Here is a 17413-nt window from a genome sequence, read left to right as displayed (position 1 = left end):
CGCCTCGTTGACCTGACCGCCCCTCCGCTAAATACGTTCGCTTTTGTGCGTAAAGCTACGCTTGCGGGTCTCCTTTCAGCATTGCTTTAGGGTACTTATCGTATTTTTGAGGGTCATTCGGAGCCCTTCCCGGAGTAGTCGACCATGCCGCTCAAGCGGCGTCGGTAAAGACGGAAAAAGCGGCTTGGGTTAGGGGCACTTACCCCGCATTTTCCACAACGCCCCCGCTCGCACAGGCCCCGAAAAGCAGCCCAAGGATTTTGCTTTACAAAAGAGAGCGAATTTAAGCGAGCGGAAACAAAACTTCGCGAAAAGCACGCAGCGGAGAAAGGTTGGAAACAGGACGTTTCCAACCCGCCACTGAGCAGGAGCGATTTGGCGGGGCACCTTTCGGAGCGGAGGGCTTGAGCGTTAGTTTTGTCCGCGTAGCTTATTGAGCGAACGGTGTAAAGCAAAATCCTGGAGACTTAGCTTTCAGAACTTTTTCCTGGTAGCCACCCATGCCGCAAGGCAGCACCAGCAAAAATAAGCGAACGCCAGACCTATGGCCCGGCGTTCGCTCATTCTTTAGTTGGTCGCGTAGTAGTTAATCAAGCTTCCCTTCAGGATAATCTCTCTTTCGTCCTGGGTCAAAGGATTAAGCTGAAGCTTGACCTCTTTAACCCCCTGAGCAGTATACAATTGCCCCGTAACGGTGCCTGCTTCATTGATAATGCTCTGCCGAATTCCCGGGACAAAAAGAACATCATCCACGTGGAAGGTGATCTCAGGGTCATTATCCCAGGTAAAGGGCAGCATTCCCCAGTTGATCAGGTTGCTCCGATAACGCTTGGTGGCGTACTCTTGGGCGATATTGGCCCATCCTCCCAGGACCTTCTGACAGGATGCAGCCTGCTCCCGCGCGGAGCCATCCCCAGGTTTCACGGCGTAGATTACAGTCCCTATCCCGGTGCTGGCCAGAGCCTCCTCCAGATTGGTATAAGAAGGTGCTGCCTGGAGGATTTGTTCTCCCAATCCACGCAAGCCATCGCTCAGGTTCGGTAAGTCCTTTTCACCGGCTACCAGGCTTTGGCGTTCTTTCTCTAAGGCTTGAACCCCTTTGGCACGTTCTACATACTGAGGTTCTTTTCGGGAAAGGGTAAATTCCGCAAGTCTCAGAGGGTTGGACCGGTAAGAGGAGGTTTCTCCCGAAGGAATCAACTCATCTGTGGTGGTGACAGGATCGTGAATAACGGCCGCAAATTTTAAGAGAATATTCTCGGGCAAGGCAATCATTTCCGGCCAGTCGGCAATATTGGGACCGAACTTCAATTCGGACTCAGGTCTAGGGTCGCCGAATCCTTGATACACTCTCTTGGCATAGATATCAGCATTAAATTCATAATCAGTTTCTGCTGGTGTAAAGTCAATCTCAGTAGCCGGAGTCAGTTGTCCACCACGGATTACTGTGGCGGCAATAGAACGAGCGTCCATCAGGGCCACTGAAGATATTTGCAGTTCACCGGGCTTAGAGCCTTCCCGGTTGGGGAAGTTCCTTGTGGTATGACGAATGCTGAATTGGCCATTGGCAGGTACATCCCCGGCCCCAAAGCAGGGACCGCAGAAGGCTGTCTTAATCAGTGTTCCTGCCTGCATCAGCTTACCGATAGCACCGCGCTTAATGAGTTCGTAATAAATGGGCTGGCTGGAAGGGTACACACTAAAGGATAGGTAGTCGTTCCCTACAGATTGGCTGTCAAGAATAGCGGCTACATCCATGATATTTTCAAAACTTCCGCCGGCACAGCCTGCCACGATGGCTTGATCCACATGGAGGCGGCCATTGACGATCCGATCCGTCAGATTGAAATTAATCTGTGGATTATCCAGCTGCCTTCTTTCCTCTTCTTCCACATGTTTGAGGATATCGTAAGGGTTCTGATTGAGCTCTGCAATAGTAAAGGTATTGCTGGGATGGAAAGGCATTGCAATCATGGGGACAATTTTGCTTAAGTCCACCACCACCATGCCGTCATAATAGGCCACTTCTCCCGGCTCCAGCTTAGCATAAGCTTCACTGCGGCCATGGATATCAAAATACTTCTTCACTTTATCATCGGTGACCCAAATAGAGCTTAAGCAAGTGGTTTCTGTGGTCATCACATCAATTCCGCTGCGGAAATCCACGGATAGATTCTCAATGCCGGGTCCCACAAATTCCATGACCTTATTTTTAACAAAGCCATTCTTAAAGACTGCTCCAATAATCGCCAAGGCCACGTCTTGGGGGCCTACGCCGGGGTGAGGCTTGCCTTCCAGGTAGATAGCCACAACTCCGGGATATTTCACATCATAGGTTTTGCTCAGAAGCTGCTTTACCAGCTCCGGCCCACCTTCACCTACTCCCATGGTGCCAAAAGCGCCGTAACGGGTATGACTGTCCGATCCCAGAATCATGCTGCCGCAGCCCGTCATCATCTCCCTCATATATTGATGGATAACCGCTTGATGGGCTGGAACAAAGATACCGCCATACTTTTGAGCCGCAGACAAACCGAAGACATGATCATCTTCATTGATGGTTCCCCCTACTGCCGACAAACTGTTATGGCAGTTGGTCAGCACATAGGGAATCGGAAACTCCTTTAAGCCGCTGGCCCGTGCTGTTTGCACAATCCCCACATAGGTGATGTCATGGGAGGTTAAGGCATCAAAGCGAATCTTCAAATTATCCATCGTCTCGGAAGTATTATGCCGGGAGAGAATTTGATAGGCCATGGTATTTTTGCGGGCGCTCTCACGATCCGGCAATGTCTCGCCAGGAAGCTGTTCCGGCTGAACCGGCTCCCCATTGAGATCCCACAGGACATTTGTATCTTTTACCTCTAAGGCTCTTTTTCCTTGAATAAGGTATATTCCATTTTCAATTAGACGTAGCATGTGCATCCTCCATACTCTAGGTTTTTCCTCTTACTGAGGCATGGTTTAAATTTACCTACATTTCTTGTAACTATCAACCTTTTTAGACCAAGTATACAATATTTAACTCCCGATGAAGCATTCGCCCACTTTATTTTCTTTCCAGTTCATCACGAGATGATCCCCTTCTTGAACTGCCCCCACACCCGCTGGAGTTCCGGTGAAGATGATATCTCCGGCACCCAGTCCAAATTCCTTGCCAATGAATTCAATCAGGATCGGGATAGGAAAAATCATATCCTTAATATTTCCCCGTTGGACCTCGCGACCGTTCCGTTCCAGAGTGAAGTCATGATTCCCGATGGCTTCAATACCCGCAAAAGGAATCCAGGGAGAAACTAAGGCTGAATGGGGGAAACCCTTTGCCGGCAACCAAGGATACCCTTTCTTCTTCAGTTCATCTTGTACCTCCCGCAAAGTAAAATCCACACCAATAGCCATTTGATCGATGATCTCATCCACCTTCAGACTCGGTTCATAGTCTTTTGCAAGGTGAATGACAAGCTCCGCTTCATAATGAACTGAGCCCTTACCTGTCGGCATTTTTAAAATCTGCCCTTTCGCTTCTGTAAAAGCATGAGAAGGTTTCGTAAAGATCATAGGCGATGTGGGAACTGCATTATTAAGCTCTTGAGCATGTAAAAAGTAATTACGCCCCACACAATAGATATTCTTAATCGACATAATAGCTCTCCTTAAAACACCGTTTTACAAAAGTCATCTCTATTATATTAGATATTCACTATATTTTCATCCTTTCCGCAGGGGATTGAACATATAGCAAGAAAACCAGCAATAATAGTTGCCTATATCATTGCTGGTTTTCGTTATTTTTATGGTTTTTGATAGTTTGCACCTTAAAAAGAAAGCCGTTGACTTAATACTTAATTACCGTTAAAAGCATTTTGAAGCGTTTCCTGGCTTCTAAGCCGTGGGGAACATCGGAGGGCATGATGAGGGTCTCTCCTTCTTTTACGGTCAATACCTTATCCCCTATAGTGATCTCTGCTTCTCCATCCAGTATTTGCACCATGGCATCTCCTGAAGTGGTATGAGTACTGATTCCTTCTCCCTCGTCCAGAGAAAATAGGGTAATGCTGACGATAGGCGTCTGAGCAAGAGTGCGGCTTACCACTTGTCCTTGTTGGTAGGTAATCAACTCTTTCAGGTCAAGAACTTGGGAAAACTCAATATTTTTCATGATTTGTGTCATAGTAAAATCCCCCTTTATGCAGGTCATTTGCTTATGACTTATTCTAACCTGAATTACCCTAAAAAAATGCGATTGGAATCACTTTCCAGTTTTCTTTTTCAAGAAAGGACAGTTTTAATTAGACAGACTGGTAATAGGTGCCGGAATTCTACCACCCCGACGGATAAATTCACGGGAGGAGAAGGGGTTCACTTTGATTACCGGAGCGCTTCCCAGCAGTCCGCCAAACTCTACACGATCCCCGACTTTTTTACCGATGGCCGGTATCACCCGTACAGCGGTTGTCTTCTTATTAATCATACCGATAGCTGCTTCGTCGGCAATAATTCCGGCGATGGTTTCCGCCTCCACATCTCCGGGGATGGCTATCATATCCAATCCCACGGAGCAAACACAGGTCATGGCCTCCAGCTTTTCGATGCTTAAAGCACCGACTTCCACAGCTTCAATCATGCCCGCATCCTCGGAGACAGGAATAAAGGCTCCACTCAACCCTCCCACATGGGAGGATGCCATGGCTCCGCCTTTTTTCACCGCGTCATTCAGCAAGGCTAAGGCCGCCGTGGTGCCATGAGCGCCGCAGCGCTCCAGTCCCATATTCTCAAGGATTTCCGCCACACTGTCCCCAATCGCTGGCGTAGGGGCTAAGGAAAGATCCACAATGCCAAAGGGAACATTCAAGGCTTGGGAGGCTTCTCGACCGATCAATTCACCCATACGGGTAATCTTGAAGGCCGTGCGCTTAATAAGGTTGGCCAGTTCTCCCAAATCTGCCTGGGGGCTTTTCTTAACAGCATGGGCAACGACACCGGGGCCGCTGACCCCCACATTGATGACCGCCTCCGGTTCTCCCACCCCGTGAAAGGCTCCGGCCATAAAGGGATTATCTTCAGGCGCATTGCAGAAAACAACGAGTTTGGCGGCAGCGATGCCATCCTGATCCGCTGTCCGGCGGGCACTGTCCAGGACGACTTCTCCCATCTTCAACACAGCATCCATATTGATTCCGGATTTGGTGGAACCGATATTTACCGAGGAGCAAACAAATTCTGTCTCCGCCAAAGCTTGGGGAATCGCTTCGATCAAGGAGCGGTCTCCCTTGGTTAAGCCTTTTTGAACGAGGGCAGAAAAACCTCCCAAGAAGTTAATCCCCACCGTCTTGGCTGCTCTGTCTAAGGCTTTGGCCAAACGGACCATTTCTTCGGGATTAAAGTTGGAGCCTAAGAGAGCCACCGGAGTTACTGAGACTCTTTTATTGACAATAGGAATGCCATAACGAGCGGCTAAGCTTTCCCCTACACCGACTAAATGCTCAGCTTGGCGGGTAATTTTATCATAGATTTTTTGTTCCACCTGTTGAATATCGTCTCCGGCACAGTTCAACAGACTTATGCCCATGGTGATGGTACGGATATCTAAATTCTCATTTTCCACCATTTCAATGGTTTGAAGTATTTCATGAGGAGCCAGATGCATTTTCACAATAATCCCCCCTATACTCGATGCATGAATTCGAAAATATCTTCATGCTGGACATTGACCTTTAAGCCTCGGGCTTCTCCCTCGCTTTGCAATTGCTTGGTGAGATCGGCTAAGGAGGAGGCTGTGGATTGAGTAACATCCACGATCATAATCATCGTGAAAAAGCCCTGGAGAATGGTTTGACTGAGATCCAGGACATTGATGGATTTTTCAGCCAATCGCCCTGTCAGCCAGGCAATAATTCCTATTTGATCCTTGCCTAAGATGGAAATAATCACGCGGTTGGACGTTTCACGGGTTGGTTCTAAGCTCATTTTCTTTACCCCTTTTCTTTTTCTTCTCTTTCATTTTCACCAATAAAAAAGAGCCAAATCCTAAGTTTGACTCTGGTACACAAGAGCAATTTGCGAACCCGCTTATTGGCAGTCATAGCATGACTTAAGCATCGTTCACAAATTATGCGCTCTGTCCTTTTGCCTGAGAGATTGAACAGCTTTGCTGTCTTGCCCCTTCGGCGTCCTTGCGGAACTCTCCAGAGTTCTGTCCGTTTTCAGTTCATCATGGTGTGCATACCCTGTTCTCCTGAAAACCTCATCCAGTTATTCACTTCTTTTCAGTATTATAAACATCCTTGCTCATAATTGCAAACCTTTGTTTTTAAGATTCCCCCTAATATAATAGAAGTGAAGGCAAATTGCTGCTCTATAAGCAAACACATTAACATAAGGAGTTGAAGTATTTACTATGAAGGTTATTGCTGTCAATGGAGGCCCCCGCAAGCAATGGAATACAGCTACATTATTGCATAAAGCTCTTGAGGGAGCGCAATCTGTAGGTGCCGAAACAGAAATGTTTCATCTTTATGAGCTGAATTATAAAGGATTGGATCTTCCGAATATCTCCTTGCCACAGATACCTATCAGTTTGACAACTACTCCGACTATGAAGCCTCCCGATTTAATGAGCAACATAAAGCGCAGGTGCGCAAAGAGCGATTCCCTCAGGATTGCCGGAAAGCCTTTGAACTAGGGGCCAGGCTGTCTGGGTGTATAGGCTGAATAGAGCATAAAACTCTTTCCCTCACCTATTTTTTAATATATTATGGTTTGTCGGGATTGGTTTCTAGCTTTTTCCTAACCTTTATGAAGTTTATACTTTGTGATAGTGAAACAAAAACGCACCCACATTGCGGATGCGTTTTTGCCTATTTATCGCTTTTAGTCCAGATATTGAGATTGGGTCAGCCTTATCATCTCCACCTTAGAATCCGGCTTCACATTCGTATTGACCAGTTGGTTATCTTCCCTATTATAATCAAAGATCATAATCTGGCCATCATCCAGCAGATAGAATCCTTCCAAAGGTCCATCCCCGTGTCTACTTTCAAAGGGCTTGTATTTGACAGCATACAAATCCTTAATTTTCTCAGCAGTATCTCCTACCTTGGCACCGAGATTGGTGGCAAATTCCCTAGTTACGGCATCGATCTCCAGCACTTTGCCCGAATCTTTTCCGACAATGAATTTAATGCCTTTGTCGTACTCTCTGCTGTACCAGGCTTCAGGGAAATGCCCGGGTTCATCATGGAGGGTTTCTTTGTAGCCCTTGCCTAAAGCCTTTTCCACCTCGCCAAAGGAATCCCCTAGATGTATATTTCCCAGACTGGCACTTCCTTCTCTCTCCGTACCCTGCCCCTCTCCCCCGGGTTTCGTCTGCCCCTGGTCCGTACCGGGCAAATCCATCTCTACTTGCTGCCCAGGTTTATCTAGATTGGCGTTTTTATCCTGGGGGGCATTAGCTGCACACCCCGATACTAAAAACACTGAAGTCAAAATGACAAGGAGTCTCTTGATCACTGTTCATCACCTCGGTAAATCTTCTTAAAAGAGAGTATCTCCATCTCCACTTCTTTTACTCTTTATATACTATTTTTTGCACCGCAGGAGCATACCCTTTGCTCCGGAATCTTCCCCGCTGGGATCGCCATACCCTCTGATCCATAATAGCGAATCCCCTCCCATTTCAATACCTTGAAGCACCATGGAATGCTGCAACCGGTATATAAGACGGGAGGGGATATCTGTTTCTGACGATTTACCTCATCTATTTCCTGTAATTTAGTAATTAGAAACTAAAGGCTATAAACTCATTGGTCAGCTGTTCACTGATCTTCGTAACGCGACTCAAGGCTTCGGATATGGATTTTGCCTCAGTTTGATTGATTGTGGAGCTATTGAGTATCTTGTTAATAATCTCATCCATGTCCTTAATTTCTCCGGCTAAGAAATGGAGCAGCGGGACGGTACGATGATTGGTTTGTTTTATATTGGCAACCAGCTGCTGGATGAATTGGATGGATTGTTTGCTTCTCTCCGCCAATTTCCTTACTTCATCGGCAACGACGGCGAAGCCTCTCCCCGCTTCTCCTGCACGGGCTGCTTCAATGGCCGCGTTGAGCGCCAGTAGATTGGTCTGGTCCGATATTTGTTTAATCGTATTAATCAGTTCATCAATTTTTTGGGTATTGGTATTAAGATCATTGGTAACCTCAATAGTTTCGTCGATACGCTCTACTTGCCTCTGGATTCGGCCATGAGCTTCATGGATACTTGTGTTTGTATCTTCCATGAAATTCACAATCCCTTCCATAGAACTCATAACTTCTTGAATATGAGCATTTAAGTCGAAGCTAATACCTTGGGTATTGGAAAGGATCTGATTAAAGTTAAATTCCACCACCTTTTCCGTCAGATGCAGTATATCCTCAGGTTTAATGGTCCTATGAAATCCAATCACGGGAACTCTTTGTTTATCAAAGTACTGCCCGTAATGAGTCCAGAGAATTCCCTTAGCCCCTACAAAGCCCTCCATTCCAACGATGTAGTCTGCAGATTGCAATACTTCCTTAATCTGAGAATTCTCCATCTCATTAAATGGGAGAATTCTATAGTGTACATGATTCACTTCATGCTCGTGGAGGTATCTCTCAATGGCTTTGGCCTGGGAGCCGTTATTATTAAAGATCACAACATTGGATTCTGCGGGGATCCGAGCAACCCTTATGTAAAAAAGGTCTTCGGGAATGAGTTCAAGAGGGAATATTCGTTGTCTGTCTATATACTTAGAGGCTTCCTCAACTCTTGTCGGAAGTACGATATAGAGGTCGTCATTTAAATTAGGAGGGATCTCCTTGATATAGTACCTGTTTCTCATTTGGACTTTATGACCAAAATAGAGGGATGTAACCCGGTGCAATTCATCAGCCACAGCCTGGGAACTCCCGATGGTAGATATATTCATTAAACGGTTATTCATTCTCTCATCCCCCAGTCTATGTGAAAGTTGCTACAATTATTAATACACAATTTCACAATTTGACATTTCTCCGCAAAACTCCTTTATTCCATCAATATGATTTTTTAATGCTAATGATTAAAATAAATGAGGTTAAACATCCAATAAAAAAAAGGTGGGCTGCTCAATGAAATGGTTCATTTAGCAACACACCCCCGATTAGTGTTCCCTAAAGATGATGTTCCATATTGCCAGGTAAATCCCTTATAAATCTCTTCTTTACCTTCAATGTGATACAAATCCATGGGCTTAATCAGTTCTGGAGGAAATGAGTTCTGCAGCAAATTGATCTTAATAAGGAGTTCAGAAACAAATTGAGAGCAGAAGTAGTAATTTTCTCTTCGCATAGGGATATTCATCGCAGCGGTAAATAACCCCAAAAAATTGTATCTAAAGGATCGGTCAGACGCTATAAACCGAGATATCTCATTAATCAACATCGCATGTTGAATTTCATTAATTTTTATCCGGTAAACAATGCATTCGCAATTGCTCTGTTTTAGAAAAACACCCTTATTAAAATTTTCTCTAATAAAGCCGGCGGAAAACGGATTGTTGGGCCTGACCCGTCCAAAGGAATACATGGTCTTCAAATCCTGGTCGAGGCTAATGGAAGTATGAACGTATTTTTCCCCAGTTACGAAGGTCAGTACTCTGGAGAGCCATGTTCCTGTTTTCGAGAACACAAGATAAACATACAAGGTATGAAAACACCTCCGTAGTCAATGTCCTTTACGGCGATCCGATCCGGTCAAAATCAAAAACAAGAACACTCCAAAGCCTAGGAGAAAAAACACAATCAATGAAGTTATGGCAATAAATAGTTTACCCGTAGCCAATCCGGTAACCACGGCTGAAAACATACCAAAGAGCATAAGCCCGACAGACAAAGCATAAAGCCCCGCTCTTACCTTATTCATCCCGTACCTGCTGCGAGTTTCCATGGTCAGCAGGCTATAAGCTAATAGAGCTCCCCCTGCAACGATGAATATTCCTGACCCTGATACACTAACAGCATCCAGCTTCATGAAGTATAACATAGCAATATTAAAAAATCCAAACAAAATTATTAATGAGCCTGCTATGATTCCGGCGAGGGAAATTCTTGCCGCCATAGTGGAATAAACGGCTTGCTTCGCTTCATCCTGACCAATCTGCCGCATCTCCGCCACCAAACCGCTCAAATCCCCTAAGGACACGATAGCTTCCTTAAAGGCTTGCTCTTCACTTATTCCCCGGTTTTTGTAGTCCAAGGTTTTCTCTTTAAGACTGGTAGCTATTTCTTCTTTCAAATCAAAGAGCTGCTGGCTTGCTCCAACTCCTGCGAATAAAGCATCAATATAGGCTGAGACTTTGTTTTCCAAATCATCTTCATTCTTTCTCATGGCTGCAAATTCCTCCCTGCTCTATTCCACTAAGAACATCCACTATCTTTTGAGCTAAGCGCCAGTCCTTGATGTTTTGCCCGTAAATCTCCAAACTTTATTTGCAACCTGGTTTTTCACCTCATGATATACAATGTATCACATAGTACTATGCCCGACAAAGCATTTTGGCACAAAATATAAACACCCCGTGCGTCACACGGGGCAGGGATTCGAGGAACATTTTACATTACTTCCAAGAGAAAATCCGTTCTCTCCTTAACTCTTCCTATAACAGCATAAGCCGTCTGATTTACTTTTTTTAATTCCTCCAGCAGTAAGTTTGCTTTGGATTCCGGTACCCCTATGAGCAATCCCCCTGAAGTTTGTGGATCATAGAGGATATCCTCAATAGGTTGAGGTATTTTCTTTAGGAAATGAACCTGATCCTTAAGGAAATCTCGATTGCGATAGGCTCCCCCAGGAATAATTCCCAACTTGGCAAATTCCTTACTTTCCTCAATAAGCGGCAAGAAATCCGTCCAGATTTCCAGGGTTACCTTGCTGGCCTCTGCCATCTCCCGGGCATGGCCTAAAAAACCGAAACCTGTAATATCCGTGCAGCCGGACACCCCGACTTTGTACATTGCCTGACCGGCATCTTTGTTAAGATAAGACATGATGTCCACTGCTTTTTGATAGGTGGCTTTATCCACGAGATCCCCTTTTATGGCTGTAGCCAGAATGCCAATTCCTAAAGGTTTGGTCAAAATCAACAAGTCCCCCGGACGTACTCCCGCATTGGTTAAAATTCGCTGGGGATGAACCAGGCCAGTAACAGATAAGCCATACTTCGGTTCATCATCTTCCACCGTATGTCCGCCGGCAATGATGGCGCCTGCCTCTCTGACCTTTTCCGCTCCTCCTTTGAGGATCTCTGCCAGAATTTCACTTGGCAAACACCCCGGAAAACAAGCAATATTTAACGCAGTAATCGGCGTTCCGCCCATAGCATAAATATCGCTTAAGGCATTGGCTGCTGCGATTTGACCAAAGCTAAAGGGATCATCGACCACAGGGGTAAAGAAGTCTAAGGTGAGAATCATCGCCTGCTCGTCATTCAGCTTATACACCGCTGCATCATCACTTGTATCCAGACCGACGATTAAGTTCTCGTCTTCAAATTTCGGTAAACGGCACAGTACCTGTGCCAGAGCCTGAGGGCTCAATTTGGCAGCTCAGCCTGAACTCTTAGTCATTTGGGTTAATCTAGCTTCCACGGACTTTATCACTCCTCACGGAATTCATCATGAATAGTTTAATTCCTGAACCTGCAATTATTCATCACAATAAATGAGCTGATCAAGGTAATAATTAAGGATAAATTCTCGGAAAGCAGCTGCGCTGGGAGAGAGAGGCCGGTTCCGATAAGTCACTAAATAAAACGACCGTTCGAGATCAAGTCCATCGATTATAAAGGCTTGAATTGTTTTGGCTTTCAGCTCCTCTTCTACACAGAGGGACGAAACCACCGCTACTCCTAAACCTTCACTCACGGCACGCTTTATCGCCTCCATATTATTCATTTCCGCAACAACATTCAGCCTATCAGGGTCGATTCCCTTTTTCCTAAGTGCTATTTCAAATTCCTCTCTTGTTCCTGAGCCCTTTTCGCGAAGGATAAATTTTTTCTTCAGCAAACTTTCTATGGCTATACATGAGCTATCTGTTGGTTCTATACACTCCTTAGAAGCAATAAGTACAAGCCGGTCGTTGGTAAGAATTTCATAGTCCAGTTTGTCTTCATCTATACGGGCACCAACAATCCCCACTTGATATTTCTTCTCTTGGATCTCCCTTATGACTTCCCGCGTATCCCCTTGATGAATTAAAAACATGATGTTAGGGTTCATTTTTTGAAAACCTGTCATAACCTTAGGCAGCAAATACTGACTGGGAATAGACGATGCCGCGATTTCCAACCTCCCCTCAATCTGCATGTTATGCTGATTGAGGCAAGAAATGGCACAATCTCTGGTTTCCAACAAATTAACGGCATACTGATAAAAAATATCCCCTGCGTCAGTAGGAATGACATCCCGACTGGAACGGTCAAACAACTTTACACCTAATTCATTCTCCAGGTCGTTGATGTGACTGCTGATGGTCGGTTGGGTTAGAAACAGGGCTTTGCCTGCTCTTGAAAAGTTTCGTAAACGGTATACTGAAACAAATGCCTCTATTTGACGAAAATCCATGCCATTCTCCTAATTTCAATTTCTCTACTTTACGCCAAAACTCTAAGCGCGATCAATTTCGCCCAAATCTAATCCAATGGTTCTATCGACTTAACCGCCGGCTTGCCGGCCTCGAGGAGTACTTTGCTCCCGAAAAGGAAAAAGCTCTCTATGAACATGATTACCCCGGTTCCTATAAGCAGTACTTCTATGTTCATAATATCCGCCAGAGGGCCGAAAATGAGCATCCCCAAGGGCATCATGGTGCTGGAGATCATAGAAAGAACCCCGAAAACCCGGCCCAGAAAATCCGACTCCACCTTCTCCTGAAGCATTACCGTCGCGGGAGTATTAAAGATCGGCATAGCTACTCCTACGAACGCCATGAAAACGAGGTACAACCAGAAAATTGGAATAACCCCCAGCGCAACAGTGCAGGCTCCGAAGAGAAGGGTTCCCAAAGCCATGGAATGAATCCTATTCTTGAAGCCTCCCCAGGTTGCCATTAAGATTCCACCGATCATCATGCCAATGGAGAAGGTCATTTCGATGGCTGTAAGACGCCACACATCATCCCCAAAGGTTCGCGCAACCTGAAGTGGGGTCAAGAAAGCCGCCGGTGCAGCCATAACCATGAACAAAGCACAGAATACGAAAAATCTTTTTAAGAAAGCATGTTGTTCAATATAACGAAGACCTTCACGCAGATCTGCAAAATAGCTGACAGGCTCCTTGGCCTGGGCTTTGCGATGGGCCGGCACATGCAAAAAGAAGAGTAAAACTGAAACTCCCAAAGCTGCTGTAACCACATCAATGAAGAATATAGCTTCAATAGTGGTGATGGTAAGCAAAGCTCCGCTCAGCATGGGGGATACCAGCATTACGGCTGATTGGATACTTCCGTTGATGCCATTGACCTTGATTAACTTATCCCCCGGCACCAGCTGAGGGATAAAAGCTCCCACCGCCGGCATTTGCACTGCTGCTCCAAGAGCACGGATGGCGGACATCACAAAAAGCAGCCACATCATTTTGTATCCGGCGAAAAACAACAGGGCCAGAATCAACGTGGAAATGGCTATCATGGAATCAGCCAATATAATCAGCGTTTTTCTATTATAGCGGTCTGCCCACACCCCAGCAAAAGGAGAAAGAAAAAACGTCGGCAGAAAACCGCAGATAATGGAGATGGTCATCATGATCCCTGATTGGGTCTCTAAAGTGATATACCACATGATGGCATATTGAACTAAGGAGGAACCGAAGAGGGATATGGTTTGACTGGTTAAAAAGAGTATAATATTCTTCTTCCACTCTTGCTTGTTATTCAGAAATATCTGCTCCAATCGTTTCTTTGGTATTTTGTCTATGCCTGGTGTCTATTATACTGCATGATATTCACCAGGTATAGACTCACCGTCTCACCATGGAGTAATTTGTACAGCTTATCCAAAATCCCAAGCGCTTGGGATTTTCGACAAGCATAGCTGCTGTTAAATATAAATAAGAGGCTGTTCACACAGCCCCTATCTTTTTACGGTTCTTGTAAGGTCAATTCAAAGCTCTCTTCTTCGCCGCTCCATTGAACGGAGAATTTTCCTGTTTCGTTTTTATCAATTGTATGTGTTGTACCGCCATAGATTCCCCAGTACAAGGGTGAGCCATTATAGAAACCCGTTTGTTCTTCATCGAAGTTGCCTTGATGATACTCTTCCCCGGCCATGGTTGATTTTCCAGTAAGATATTCAAAGCTGTAATTGATATCTTTTATCTCCTCCGGATTACCTTTGTATTTTACCAAAGGAGTTTTGGTCATATAAAATTTAAACTTCTTATAGCCATCTTCACCTGTCCACCACTCTTCATAAGCAGATACCACAAGCTTGGCTTCCCAATGCTTTCCATCACCGTAAAGAACCCATTTTTCCCCTTGGTTCAAATCGTGAAAGATAGTTTTACCCAAGGTCTGAGTAATTGGGGCAATCTTACCATAATCACTTTGCCAATTTTCTTCAGAGATATTTAAGACCACAATTATGACCATATTCTTTGCTGCATAAGCAACACTCGGAATTTGTGATCTTGCGAATGGATCATCTTCCATATTTTTAATACCTTCGAGTACGTTTCTCCTTCCCAAAGTCGAATCAAACTCATAAATATATAACTGGCCAAGGCCTTCCTCATCTAAGCCATAAACTTTTGGCTGCACATCACCCAATATACATTCACTTGGGTCTACGACTGGAGATTGGCTGGCTTTCAAGCTAAGTCCTGCCTTTTTCAATACCTTAACCACATCCCTGGTGCTGATTGTTTCCTTTTCTGCCACAGTCCCAGCTTTATACCCAACCACACCGATTCCAACAGCCGCTAATATCAAGGCGATCAGCCCCACGACAGCTCCTATCCTAAGGCGTTTAAGCCATTTTTTAAAGGTATCCGGTTCCGGCAGGTTTTCCGGAATATTATCTAATACAGGCTCTTCATTTTTTAATTCCCTTAGAAAGTCCTGGCAAGAGCCGCATTCTTCTAAATGCTTTTCCACCAAGTCCCTCGTCTTGGGATTGACATCCTCCTCCACATACAAAGGGAGAATATCCTGAACCAATTCACAAGGGAGCCTCATTCCTTTCCCTCCTTTTCTGCATAGGTTTTACGGAACTGCAGCCTTGCCCGATGCAAAGTAACTTTTACCCAAGGCACAGACTTCCCCATAATCACTGCAATCTGTTCGTAAGCCAACTCATGCCATTCCCGCAGCCAGAATACTTCACGATAGTTTTCAGGGAGTTCCTGAAGTACACTCCAGGTCAGAATCAGCTTTTCTTTGAGTTCCAGGACCATGTCCGGTTCATGAGAGACCGGGCCCTTTAACATCTCTGACTCGGGCAGCGGGTAGCTCACCTTCTGCTTTCTTTTCCACATGCTGTACACATTGCGCGCTACCTTGTACAGCCAAGTGGTCACTTGGGCTTCCCCTCGAAATCTGGAAAAGGTCCTCAAGACTTGGAAAAAGGTTTCCTGAGTCAATTCCTCAGCAAGATGGGTATTTCCCGTTAAGCCATAGAAATAGTGGAAGATAGGCTTTTCGTAGGTTTTATAGATGTCTTCTATTGTTTTCACTCTATCTTCCCTCCTCTACCCTATTAGTGCTGATCAACCCAGAAAAGTTACATTTTAAACAAACTTATTTGGCTAAGAATACTGCAATCACCTACTGCTTTTATTGATCTACAGGGATAAGAAAATGGTGAACGAGAAACCACTCTTGTTCACCATGTTTTACACGCCCTATGGCCTTCTTATATTGATGCCACGACCTCCCGATAAGTCTACTCCATATAGTTTTCATCGAAGCCTATGTAGGAAGCAACCAAAAAGAAGACATCATATAGGAAAAGAAAAAGAACTTGCCTCCAAACGTCGGGCAGGCCCGCTCCCTTGGCTATATCGACCGTCATACTGAGACCTATGAACAGGGCCGGTAGGAATAAGGGGAGTGAGACAACATTGGCTAATAACTCCCGTCCTTGACTTTTAAGTGAAAATAAGGAGACCAATAAACCAACTGCTACAAAGCCCACTGATGCCAAAAGTGCAGGAACCAGGATCTGGATCATAGCTATGGGGAGATTGAAAAACAGAATAATAAAAGGGAAGGTAATGAGCTCCACTATCATGACTAAAAGCAAATTGTAAATAAATTTACCTAAAAATATAACTCTCGGTGAAACCGGACATAAAAATAAAGCATCCCAGCATCCTGCTTCATCCTCCATGGCAAGGGATCTGTTGAGAGTCTGAAAGAGCAAATAGACAAGAATCAGCCAAAGAGTCAGGGCAGCCATCTCGGGTTTAGAGCTGGGGATCTTCGCCGAAACAAGACTTGAAAGAAAAATCAAAGTGAAGGATAAAAAAACAAGGGAAGTAAACAATTTCTTTTTCCCAGCTTCAATCTGGAAATCTTTATAGGCTAATGCTAAAGCTTGTCTGATCATTGCCCCACCTTCCACCGATAGAAGTCTTTAAAGGTCGCTATATTGTCTTGCCATAGTTCGTCAAATACTATAGCACCCTGATTAAAAATGATAATTCTTTGTCCTTCCTTAATCTCAGTATTAAAATCATGGGTAGCGGTCACCACCGTCTTATCCTCCACTGAATCGATAAATCGGTGTAGATATTCGGAGGATTCCAAGTCAAGCCCTGAGTAGGGTTCATCAAGGAGCAGGAGCTGTGGTTTATGGAGCAAAGCCTTGATGATGAGAAGCCGCTGTCTCATCCCTTTCGATAACTGTGAGATTTTACTGTCCAGCTTCATGGTCAAGTTAAACTGAGCCAGCAACCAATTTATTCTCTCATCAAGCTCGGGCTTATCAATACCGTACATTTTCCCGTAAAATTCGAGATTCTGTTTTATGGTCAAGGATTCATATAAATGACCTGACTGGGGAGCAAAACCTATACTTCCCAATAGTTTCGTTCTCATGGATGGCGGGTATCCCATTATTTTCAGGGTTCCTGAGGATGGAGTGATCAGGCAGGACAGGATTTTGAGGAAAGTCGTCTTCCCTGCTCCGTTAGGGCCAAAGACAAGAACTTTTTCACCATGATTAATGTTAAGTGTTATATTCTTCAATGTGAAGCCTGTATCAAATTCCTTACATACATTCTCTAGAAGTATCATGTCAATCCTCCACATACTGGTCCCTTAAAATGCATTTAAGGCTCAGTGCGTATTCCTTATAAATTATACTATAAATAACACCGCCTAAACAAAGAGAAACTCAGCAGGATTTACT

General features: G+C 44.8%; 17 protein-coding genes and 1 riboswitch. Of the genes, 1 reads left to right on the top strand and 16 read right to left on the bottom strand.

What is annotated here, in order from left to right; all coding sequences use genetic code 11:
- Positions 1-567: 567 nt before the first annotated feature.
- The 5 genes from DESDE_RS04975 to DESDE_RS04955 form a co-directional block, all read right to left on the bottom strand.
- Complete coding sequence (locus tag DESDE_RS04975) at positions 568-2919, bottom strand: hydratase (RefSeq protein ID WP_014792944.1); 2352 nt, start codon at positions 2917-2919, stop codon at positions 568-570.
- Positions 2920-3021: 102 nt separating this feature from the next.
- Positions 3022-3642 carry a fumarylacetoacetate hydrolase family protein gene (locus DESDE_RS04970; RefSeq protein ID WP_014792943.1) on the bottom strand — a complete coding sequence of 207 codons (621 nt, stop codon included), beginning with the start codon at positions 3640-3642 and terminating at the stop codon, positions 3022-3024.
- 193 nt (positions 3643-3835) lie between these two features.
- The gene (locus DESDE_RS04965) at positions 3836-4171 is read right to left on the bottom strand and encodes a cupin domain-containing protein (protein ID WP_014792942.1); all 336 of its coding nucleotides are present in this window, start codon (positions 4169-4171) and stop codon (positions 3836-3838) included.
- A 114-nt stretch (positions 4172-4285) separates the two neighbouring features.
- Entirely contained in the window at positions 4286-5647 is a 1362-nt protein-coding gene (locus DESDE_RS04960) for a PFL family protein (protein WP_041917340.1), read from the bottom strand.
- A gap of 17 nt (positions 5648-5664) precedes the next feature.
- Positions 5665-5967, bottom strand: a complete 303-nt coding sequence (locus DESDE_RS04955; protein WP_014792940.1) for an ACT domain-containing protein — start codon at positions 5965-5967, stop codon at positions 5665-5667.
- Between the two features lie 141 nt (positions 5968-6108).
- Positions 6109-6199: riboswitch (glycine riboswitch) on the bottom strand.
- A gap of 198 nt (positions 6200-6397) precedes the next feature.
- Here DESDE_RS04955 and DESDE_RS21570 point away from each other — a divergent pair.
- A complete protein-coding gene (locus DESDE_RS21570) occupies positions 6398-6682 on the top strand; it encodes a flavodoxin family protein (protein ID WP_014792939.1) in 285 nt (94 codons plus the stop codon).
- 188 nt (positions 6683-6870) lie between these two features.
- Here DESDE_RS21570 and DESDE_RS04945 read toward each other — a convergent pair whose 3' ends face one another.
- The 11 genes from DESDE_RS04945 to DESDE_RS04895 all read right to left on the bottom strand — a co-directional run bounded on the left by DESDE_RS04945 (position 6871) and on the right by DESDE_RS04895 (position 17298).
- Positions 6871-7509, bottom strand: a complete 639-nt coding sequence (locus DESDE_RS04945) for a hypothetical protein (protein WP_014792938.1) — start codon at positions 7507-7509, stop codon at positions 6871-6873.
- 268 nt (positions 7510-7777) lie between these two features.
- The gene (locus DESDE_RS22960; RefSeq protein WP_242831396.1) at positions 7778-8281 is read right to left on the bottom strand and encodes a methyl-accepting chemotaxis protein; all 504 of its coding nucleotides are present in this window, start codon (positions 8279-8281) and stop codon (positions 7778-7780) included.
- 863 nt (positions 8282-9144) lie between these two features.
- Positions 9145-9387 carry a hypothetical protein gene (locus DESDE_RS22400; protein WP_242831339.1) on the bottom strand — a complete coding sequence of 81 codons (243 nt, stop codon included), beginning with the start codon at positions 9385-9387 and terminating at the stop codon, positions 9145-9147.
- A 342-nt stretch (positions 9388-9729) separates the two neighbouring features.
- Positions 9730-10392, bottom strand: coding sequence for a permease prefix domain 1-containing protein (locus DESDE_RS04930; protein ID WP_014792935.1), 663 nt, complete (start codon positions 10390-10392; stop codon positions 9730-9732).
- 224 nt (positions 10393-10616) lie between these two features.
- Positions 10617-11630, bottom strand: a complete 1014-nt coding sequence (gene selD / locus DESDE_RS04925) for a selenide, water dikinase SelD (RefSeq protein ID WP_083838580.1) — start codon at positions 11628-11630, stop codon at positions 10617-10619.
- Positions 11631-11708: 78 nt separating this feature from the next.
- Positions 11709-12629, bottom strand: a complete 921-nt coding sequence (locus DESDE_RS04920) for a selenium metabolism-associated LysR family transcriptional regulator (RefSeq protein ID WP_014792933.1) — start codon at positions 12627-12629, stop codon at positions 11709-11711.
- Between the two features lie 68 nt (positions 12630-12697).
- Complete coding sequence (locus DESDE_RS04915; RefSeq protein ID WP_014792932.1) at positions 12698-13954, bottom strand: MFS transporter; 1257 nt, start codon at positions 13952-13954, stop codon at positions 12698-12700.
- A 188-nt stretch (positions 13955-14142) separates the two neighbouring features.
- Positions 14143-15237, bottom strand: a complete 1095-nt coding sequence (locus tag DESDE_RS04910) for a DUF2275 domain-containing protein (protein ID WP_014792931.1) — start codon at positions 15235-15237, stop codon at positions 14143-14145.
- Positions 15234-15734: an RNA polymerase sigma factor gene (locus DESDE_RS04905; RefSeq protein WP_014792930.1), complete on the bottom strand. Its 501-nt coding sequence runs from the start codon at positions 15732-15734 to the stop codon at positions 15234-15236. The genes DESDE_RS04910 and DESDE_RS04905 overlap by 4 nt, the downstream gene beginning before the upstream one ends.
- A 209-nt stretch (positions 15735-15943) precedes the next feature.
- Positions 15944-16609 carry a heme exporter protein CcmB gene (locus DESDE_RS04900; RefSeq protein WP_014792929.1) on the bottom strand — a complete coding sequence of 222 codons (666 nt, stop codon included), beginning with the start codon at positions 16607-16609 and terminating at the stop codon, positions 15944-15946.
- Positions 16606-17298: an ABC transporter ATP-binding protein gene (locus tag DESDE_RS04895; RefSeq protein WP_014792928.1), complete on the bottom strand. Its 693-nt coding sequence runs from the start codon at positions 17296-17298 to the stop codon at positions 16606-16608. Before DESDE_RS04895 ends, DESDE_RS04900 begins: the two co-directional genes overlap by 4 nt.
- Positions 17299-17413 lie beyond the last annotated feature (115 nt).

It is taken from the genome of Desulfitobacterium dehalogenans ATCC 51507 (genome assembly GCF_000243155.2).
Lineage (GTDB): Bacteria > Bacillota > Desulfitobacteriia > Desulfitobacteriales > Desulfitobacteriaceae > Desulfitobacterium > Desulfitobacterium dehalogenans.
Note: the sequence above shows the minus strand (reverse complement) of the source record. Positions and strands in the feature narration are given on the sequence as shown.

What these genes read in the sequence shown, in the direction of transcription:
- DESDE_RS04920 (WP_014792933.1), bottom strand. Translation starts at nt 12,629, where the DNA reads ATGGATTTTCGTCAAATAGAGGCATTTGTTTCAGTATACCGTTTACGA.
- DESDE_RS04910 (WP_014792931.1), bottom strand. Translation starts at nt 15,237, where the DNA reads ATGAGGCTCCCTTGTGAATTGGTTCAGGATATTCTCCCTTTGTATGTG.
- DESDE_RS04895 (WP_014792928.1), bottom strand. Translation starts at nt 17,298, where the DNA reads ATGATACTTCTAGAGAATGTATGTAAGGAATTTGATACAGGCTTCACA.
- DESDE_RS04970 (WP_014792943.1), bottom strand. Translation starts at nt 3,642, where the DNA reads ATGTCGATTAAGAATATCTATTGTGTGGGGCGTAATTACTTTTTACAT.
- DESDE_RS04965 (WP_014792942.1), bottom strand. Translation starts at nt 4,171, where the DNA reads ATGACACAAATCATGAAAAATATTGAGTTTTCCCAAGTTCTTGACCTG.
- DESDE_RS21570 (WP_014792939.1), top strand. Translation starts at nt 6,398, where the DNA reads ATGAAGGTTATTGCTGTCAATGGAGGCCCCCGCAAGCAATGGAATACA.
- DESDE_RS22960 (WP_242831396.1), bottom strand. Translation starts at nt 8,281, where the DNA reads ATGGAAGATACAAACACAAGTATCCATGAAGCTCATGGCCGAATCCAG.
- DESDE_RS04900 (WP_014792929.1), bottom strand. Translation starts at nt 16,609, where the DNA reads ATGATCAGACAAGCTTTAGCATTAGCCTATAAAGATTTCCAGATTGAA.
- DESDE_RS04955 (WP_014792940.1), bottom strand. Translation starts at nt 5,967, where the DNA reads ATGAGCTTAGAACCAACCCGTGAAACGTCCAACCGCGTGATTATTTCC.
- DESDE_RS04960 (WP_041917340.1), bottom strand. Translation starts at nt 5,647, where the DNA reads ATGCATCTGGCTCCTCATGAAATACTTCAAACCATTGAAATGGTGGAA.
- DESDE_RS04975 (WP_014792944.1), bottom strand. Translation starts at nt 2,919, where the DNA reads ATGCTACGTCTAATTGAAAATGGAATATACCTTATTCAAGGAAAAAGA.
- DESDE_RS04930 (WP_014792935.1), bottom strand. Translation starts at nt 10,392, where the DNA reads ATGAGAAAGAATGAAGATGATTTGGAAAACAAAGTCTCAGCCTATATT.